Raw genomic sequence first — 7,605 nt, forward strand, 5'->3', positions numbered from 1 at the left:
CATATAGACTTTTGACACGGATGTTCAGCCCTTTTTTCTCTTTCAGTTGTTCCGCTATATTGTCCAGCTTGAAGGAGGCCAGTCCGGTGCCCAGCGTGAGCTGGCTGTCATTGTAGGCATTGTGGCGGAATTCGAGATTGACGTAATCCGGTTTGTCGTTTTCGCCGGTGGATGCTTCATTGATGACCAGGTTCAGCATGTGCTTCTTATCTTCGTTGTTGCTGTGGTAGAATTGATATTTGATGTTCAGATACTCGCCCGTAATCCATAAATCCGTGGCGTTGATGTTGTCGTCTCCGATACTGTCTGCCTTTTCGGCAGGCATGGAGTAGATGTCTTTGGTCAGAATGTTTTCGATGTGCTTTATTTGGGCATTATATTCGTAGCCTGGAAGTTTCTCTTCCAGTTCGCGGAAGTAGATGAAAGCCCTCTGGCCGTCTATTACGGCATAGTCGTGAACATAGGTTGTGTCACTGGGATATAGTTTACTGCCTTCGTCCAGTGAGAAATAGTAGTCTTTTCCTTCGATGACCTTTACCGTACCTACGGCGAACAAAGTGTCATATTTGTCATCCCAATCGTCCAGGCATGATTGCAATACAATGGCAGTCAGGAATAAAAGCATGGATGCTGCCAATGTCATTCTCAGTTTCTTCATAAGTGGTAGGTTTTAGCTCTTTTTCTGTTTAAAACTTATTTTTGTATTCAAAAAATGCGGTGAAAAGCTAAATACTGCGTAGTATACTGTTAAAGAAATGAAAGTATGATTTTCTTCTCTGCCTGATGCAGTATTTTTGCGCCGATTGCATTTATAGGGTAAACACGTGTTAAAAGAGAGAATGGAAGAACAGGAATTGGCAGAACGCTGTAGGCAAGGAGACAATCTTGCCCGCAAAGAACTGTATGAGCGCTATGCGGGACGCATGCTCAGCGTATGCCTCCGTTATGCAGGTGACCGGGAGACTGCCCAAGACCTGATGCATGACGGTTTTCTGAAACTTTTTGATTCTTTCGATAAGTTCACTTGGCGGGGAGAGGGTTCTCTGCGGGCATGGATGGAACGCGTAATGGTGAATACGGTGTTGCAGTATTTGCGGAAAAATGATGTGATGAATCAGTCATCGGCCTTGGAGAATGCACCCGAAGCTTATGAGGAACCGGAAGGTTCGTCAATAGATGTCATTCCTCAAAAGGTACTGATGCAGTTTATCAGTGAATTGCCTGCCGGCTATCGTACCGTATTCAACTTATATATTTTTGAAGAGAAATCCCATAAGGAGATTGCTCGACTATTGGGAATTAATGAAAAATCCTCTGCCTCGCAGTTGACGCGTGCTAAAGCGACTTTAGCGGCAAAAGTACGTGAGTGGATGAAAAGAAATGATTAAATGAAGGAACGTATGGAAGATGAATTGTGGTTGAAAAAGATAAAGGACAAGCTGGAAGACTATTCCGAACCGCTGCCGGTTGCCGGATGGGAGCGGTTGGAGAAGGAATTGTCCGTTTCCGGAGCTCCGATAACCGGACCGCATAGGATGATACCTTTCCGTCGCTGGGCGGTGGCCGCGGCAGCTGTGTTGCTGGTGGCGGTTTCGTCCGTCAGTCTGTGGCTGTTGCAGAGTCCGGTAGGGAATGAAATGCGGCATACGTCAGTGCCCGCTTTGGCTGTGGCTCCGGACGTCTTGCCGGAACAGACAGTACCTGCCATACGGACTAATTCCATAGAGCCTGCTTATCGGGCACATGGAAATGCATCGGCGCCCAATAAGGAGGCAAGTCACCCTTTGGTTGCACAACATATCAGAATATCGGTTGGCGAAGAACAGCAGGAGGAAATGCTGCCGGTTGAAACTGCAGATGAGGTTGTCGGTATTGGACAGCAGGCGGAAGAACCGGTAGTGGAAGATACGGACCATGAAACTACAATGCAGGCCGAGGAACCGGAGACAAGGGAAGACCGCTATCGTCCGTCAGGCCGGGACAAACTGCATCTTCCGGAAAAAAACAGTTCTGGTAGGGATGCTAAAGGATGGGCGGTTGGCTTGTCCGTAGGAAATACGGGAGGTTTTTCATTGGCGAATGAAGGGGAAGCGAATGTGATGTCGGACTACATGCCTGGAAGTCCTATTTATGGCGGTAACGTAGATTTATCCTCTACGGCCAATGGCATTGTTACTATTCCCGACGGGCAGGAACTGGTTTTTAAGGATGGTATGCCCTATCTGCAAAGACGCGAAAAGAAAATTGCGGATATAGACCATAAACAACCGCTCAGTTTCGGTGTTTCGGTGCGGAAAAACTTGGCGAAGGGTTTCTCTGTGGAAAGCGGGCTGACGTATACCTATCTTGCTTCTGACGTAAGGTATGAGGGCAGCTCGGAAAAGATAAGCCAGAAGCTGCATTATATTGGCATTCCGGTACGGGCCAACTGGAACTTTGTGGATGCAAAGAACTTTACGATGTACGTTTCGGCGGGGGGTGCCATTGAAAAATGTGTGTATGGCAAGATTGGTACTGAGAGTGAGACTGTGAAACCGGTACAGCTTTCTGTCATGGGTGCTGTCGGTGCCCAGTATAACATAAGCAATAGGGTGGGCCTGTATGTGGAACCGGGAGTATCTTATTTCTTTGATGACGGTTCGTCGATACAGACTATACGCAAGGAGAACCCGTGTAACTTTACGTTGCAGGCCGGTATACGTCTTACTTATTGATAGCAGGACAGACATGTTTTTGTCCACTTTCTTGTAGATTCAGAATTTTCTTAATAACTTTCGGCCGTGTTTCTTCGTTGGTGGATGAAGGGACACGGTTTTTTATTGATTGAGAAGAAAGAAAGTAGGTCGGGACATGCCCGGCAATATAACAAACACGTAGTAAAATAGACAAAATGAAGATTAAAAAGAAAGTAGCCTTAAGCGGGCTATTGCTTTGTTGTGCAATCACGGCAAAAGCACAAGTGTGTATTACTCCCCAGGTGGAGCAGCGTGCCAGGGAGTTGGTTTCTCAAATGACGCTGGAAGAAAAAATCGATTACATTTCCGGTCCCAAATCTTTTTATATCCGGGCTGTACCCCGGCTTGGCATACCCGAAATCAGGATGGCCGATGGTCCGCAAGGCATACGTAACAATACTCAAAGTACCTTGTATCCTTGTGGCATCTTGTCGGCTTCGACATGGAACCGTAAGTTGGCTAGAGAGCTGGGACATGGTTTGGCCCGGGATGCAAAGGCCCGTGGGGTAAGTATTCTGTTGGGGCCTGGAGTCAATATCTACCGCTCTCCTCTATGCGGGCGAAACTATGAGTATTTTGGTGAAGACCCTTATTTGACGGGCGAAACTGCTAAAGAATATATCTTGGGAGTGCAGGAAGAGGGAGTTATGGCTACGGTGAAGCATTTTGCGGCCAATAACCAGGAGTGGAGCAGACATCATGCCAGCTCAGATGTGGATGAACGCACGCTGCAGGAAATTTATTTTCCCGCGTTCCGAAAAGCTGTGCAGGAAGCAGGAGTAGGGGCGGTCATGGATAGCTATAATCCGCTGAACGGGGTACATGCCACCGAAAACAGCTGGCTGAACATTGATGTATTACGCAAGCAGTGGGGATTTAAAGGTATCCTGATGTCTGACTGGACATCTGTATATTCCGGTGTGGGAGCCGCTAATGGAGGGTTGGATTTGGAAATGCCCGTCGGTAAATTCATGACCAGGGAAATTCTTATTCCGGCAATAGAGAATGGTATCGTGAAGGAAGAGACCATTGACGCCAAAGTCCGGCATATACTCCAGACATTGATTGCTTTTGGAGCACTTGATACTCCGAGAGAAGATAAATCTATCGATAAAGACAATGCACAGTCTAAGGAAATTGCACTTGACTTGGCGAGAGAAGGAGTAGTCTTATTGAAAAATGATAACGGTACGTTGCCTTACCGGAACGGTAGAACATTGGTAATCGGGCCTAATGCCGATATTATTCCCACAGGAGGAGGAAGCGGATTTATCACCCCTTATTCGGTAGTGTCACTCTATGACGGTATGGTTCAGTTGAAGGGCGGCAGACAGATAGAGCTGCTGTCTGACAGCATTCTTTATAAGGATATGTCCCAACAGATTTATACGGATGGCAGTTTTACGCAAAACGGTTTTAAGGGCGAATATTATAATACTCGTAATCTTACCGGAGAACTCTTTCAAGCTGCCATAGAGCCTGCCATAGACCATGCCTGGAAATACGGTGCACCGTTCGACGGCATGCCGGTAGATCAGTTTTCTGCCCGTTGGACGGGAGTTTACAAGGCTGACAAGGATGGAACTGTCAAGTTCCAGCTGGCTGGCGATGACGGATACCGTCTGTTTGTAAACGATAAGCTGATTACCGGAGATTGGGGGAACCATTCATTCAGTACCCGCAGTGCATTTATGCAGGTCAGTGCAGGGGAGATATACCGGTTGCGTATTGAATATTTTGATAATGTGGGTGAGGCGACTGTCAGTTTCCAGGCAGGAATGATGGATGAGGAGCGTTTGGCCTCTTCACTGAAGCATGCCAGGAATGTTATTGTATGTGCCGGGTTCAACAGCAGTACAGAAGGTGAAGGGTTCGACCGTCCGTTTGCATTGTCATACGGGCAGGAATATCTCATTAATAAAGTGGCTTCACTTCATGATAATGTGGCTGTGGTGGTGAATGCCGGAGGTGGAATAGATTTCCGCAATTGGGGGCAGAGTGTACAAGCTATTTTGATGGCATGGTATCCGGGGCAGGAGGGTGGAAAGGCCCTTGCCGAAATCATTACGGGCAAGCTTTCGCCAAGTGGCAAACTACCAGTCAGCATCGAGGAAAAATGGGAAGATAATCCGGTATATGGTAATTATTATGACAATCGCAATGTACCTCATAAACGGGTGCAGTATGCCGAAGGTGTTTTCGTAGGTTATAGGGGATATGACCGGAACGGAAAGCAGCCGCTCTATCCTTTCGGGTATGGACTGTCATACAGTAGTTTTGAATATAGTAATCTGAGTGTTGAGAAGACGGGGGGAAGCCGGGTTACGGTAAGCTTTGACATCAAGAATACCGGAAAGATGGATGCTGCGGAAGCGGCTCAGGTATATGTGCGGGATGTGGAATGTTCTGTTCCGCGTCCATTGAAGGAGTTGAAAGGCTACGATAAGGTTTACTTGAAGAAGGGTGAAACCAAGCGCGTTCGGATATTGCTGGATGAGGAAGCCTTTGCCTACTATGATGTGGAATCACATCGGTTTGTAGTGGAAAAGGGGACTTTTGAGATTCTGGCAGGTCCTTCTTCAGCTGATTTACCATTGAAGGCAACTGTTGTTTTATGATAAAATAAATATCAAAACAAGAATGGCAGTATGAAAAAGATAATAATACTGATGGTTTGTCTGTGGGGACTTGGTAACACCTTTACCTCGGCACAAACTACGGAGAAGGAGAAATTCATCTCAAGCTTGATGAAGCAGATGACGCTGGATGAAAAGATAGGCCAGCTTGCACAATGCACCTACCGAGGGAATTTTACCGGACCCGACGGTGGAAATATTCCTAAAGAAGAGTATGTCCGGCAAGGCAGAATAGGCTCTATGCTGAATGTGATAGGAGTAAAGGATATACGCCGTTATCAAGAGTATGCTTTGCAATCGCGTTTGCGCATTCCTTTAATTTTCGGACTGGATGTTATCCACGGCTATCGTACCGGATTTCCGCTTCCGCTTGCCGAGGCTGCAAGTTTCGATTTGGCCATGATTGAGGAAGCTGCACGCTACAATGCTTTGGAAAGTGCCGCTGATGGTTTGAACTGGGTTTTTGCCCCGATGGTGGATATTTCGTGGGACGCACGTTGGGGACGCGTCATGGAAGGGGCCGGTGAGGACCCTTATTATGGTTCTCGGGTAGCGGAGGCGCGTGTCAGAGGCTTGCAAGGAGACGATTTGGCAGACACGACGACTGTCATGGCATGTATGAAACATTTTGCCGGATATGGTGCACCGATAGCAGGAAAGGAGTATAATAGTGTGGATATGTCAATGGGCCACTTTGCCAATTTTTATATGCCTCCCTATAAGGCGGCCATAAAGGTAGGAGCAGCTACCGTGATGAGTGCTTTCAATGATTTTAATAATATTCCTTGTACTGCCAATGATTTCTTGCTCAACCGGCTATTGAGAGAGCAGTGGGGATTTAAGGGATTTGTTGTGTCCGATTATAATTCGGTAGAGGAATTGGTGAACCACCGTTATGCTGTTGACAAGAAAGATGCCGCAGCCAAAGCGCTGAATGCTGGTCTGGACATGGAGATGGTAAGTACCTGCTACTTGACTTATCTGAAGGAGCTTGTTCAAGAAGGGAAAGTAAAGGAGAGTGTGCTTGATGATGCAGTACGGCGTATATTGGAGAAGAAATATGAGTTGGGATTGTTTGAGGACCCTTTTCGCTACTGTAATCCGGAAAGAGCGGCCAGAATACTCAATGCGCCCGAAGTCCGTAATGCTTCGCTCCGTATGGCCGAGCGTTCCGTTGTATTGCTGGAGAATAGGGAATCTGTGCTTCCGTTGACGGCACAGACGAGGAAGATAGCCTTGATAGGAGGACTCTCAAAATCCCAGTACGATATGGCAGGTGCTTGGGCTGCCACTACGGACCGGAACAAAGTGGTGACCTTATATGATGCATTGGTCCGGAAAGGACTGGAGGTGAGCTATGCTGAAGGCTATGATATGAAGAGCAATCAGTTGACCGGATTGCAGGAAGCATTACAGGCTGCTGAGGCTTCGGATGTCATTGTTGTGGCGGTAGGCGAGAGATTCGGTCAGAGTGGCGAGAAGGCTTCCAAAGTGAATATAGCCATACCCGAGGGGCAGCAGAAGCTGGTGTCGGAACTGGCAAAGACTGGAAAACCTGTCATTGCTCTTGTCATGTGTGGGCGTCCGGTAATCTTCAATGAGATAAGGGAACATGCTGATGCGGTACTGTGTACTTGGTGGCTGGGAAGTGAGGCCGGCAATGCCATATGCAATGTGTTGTGGGGAGAGTATAATCCTTCGGCTAAATTGCCCATGACATTTCCTGCACACGTAGGACAGATTCCCATTTATTATCAGAATAAGAGCACCGGCCGCCCTACCGCATTGAAACAGACCTATAAGGCATCTTATATCGATGCTTCCACTGAGCCTGCCTATCCTTTCGGATATGGGCTTTCGTACACGGATTTTGGATATTCTGATTTGAAACTGCTGCCGGGCAAGGCTGCAGGCGTCCATACGGAGGTGTCGGTAAAAGTGACTAATACCGGTAAGTGTGCAGGAGAGGAAGTAGTTCAATTGTATGTGCAGGATAAGGTAGCCTCTGTTACGCGTCCGATAAAGGAATTGAAGGGCTTCAGGAAAATTCATCTGAATGTGGGTGAAAGCAAAACTGTAGCTTTTCAGATAACTGACGATGCACTGGGATTCTATGACAATGAGATGAATTATATGGTAGAACCTGGTGATTTCGTCTTTATGGTGGGTGGCAGTAGTGATGATGTACAGCAGATTACCTATAACTTGAAAGAATAGGATTCTTACCCTATAAA

The 7,605-nt window shown here is 47.1% G+C and carries 5 protein-coding genes; 4 read left to right on the forward strand and 1 reads right to left on the reverse strand.

Translation table 11 applies throughout. The features are described from left to right. Window positions 1–658: hypothetical protein (locus ABUA47_RS21340; protein ID WP_349832017.1), on the reverse strand; the 658-nt coding region annotated here is incomplete at its 3' end. Window positions 659–839: 181 nt separating this feature from the next. Between ABUA47_RS21340 and ABUA47_RS21345 the strand changes: the two genes are divergently transcribed. From ABUA47_RS21345 to bglX, 4 genes are all read left to right on the forward strand, one after another. Further along, a complete protein-coding gene (locus ABUA47_RS21345; RefSeq protein WP_005831669.1) occupies window positions 840–1,388 on the forward strand; it encodes an RNA polymerase sigma factor in 549 nt (182 codons plus the stop codon). Continuing rightward, entirely contained in the window at window positions 1,389–2,714 is a 1,326-nt protein-coding gene (locus tag ABUA47_RS21350; protein WP_035448882.1) for a porin family protein, read from the forward strand. A gap of 176 nt (window positions 2,715–2,890) precedes the next feature. Next, entirely contained in the window at window positions 2,891–5,353 is a 2,463-nt protein-coding gene (locus ABUA47_RS21355) for a beta-glucosidase (protein ID WP_035448880.1), read from the forward strand. A gap of 30 nt (window positions 5,354–5,383) precedes the next feature. Further along, window positions 5,384–7,588 (forward strand): beta-glucosidase BglX, encoded by a 2,205-nt coding sequence (gene bglX, locus ABUA47_RS21360; RefSeq protein WP_349832019.1) that lies wholly within the window; start codon window positions 5,384–5,386, stop codon window positions 7,586–7,588. The last annotated feature ends 17 nt before the right edge of the window (window positions 7,589–7,605 follow it).

Source organism: Bacteroides sp. RTP31139st1_H2_RTP31139_211217 (assembly GCF_040227615.1).
GTDB lineage: Bacteria > Bacteroidota > Bacteroidia > Bacteroidales > Bacteroidaceae > Bacteroides > Bacteroides uniformis.

What these genes read in the sequence shown, in the direction of transcription:
- ABUA47_RS21345 (WP_005831669.1), top strand. Translation starts at nt 840, where the DNA reads ATGGAAGAACAGGAATTGGCAGAACGCTGTAGGCAAGGAGACAATCTT.
- bglX (WP_349832019.1), top strand. Translation starts at nt 5,384, where the DNA reads ATGAAAAAGATAATAATACTGATGGTTTGTCTGTGGGGACTTGGTAAC.
- ABUA47_RS21355 (WP_035448880.1), top strand. Translation starts at nt 2,891, where the DNA reads ATGAAGATTAAAAAGAAAGTAGCCTTAAGCGGGCTATTGCTTTGTTGT.
- ABUA47_RS21350 (WP_035448882.1), top strand. Translation starts at nt 1,389, where the DNA reads ATGAAGGAACGTATGGAAGATGAATTGTGGTTGAAAAAGATAAAGGAC.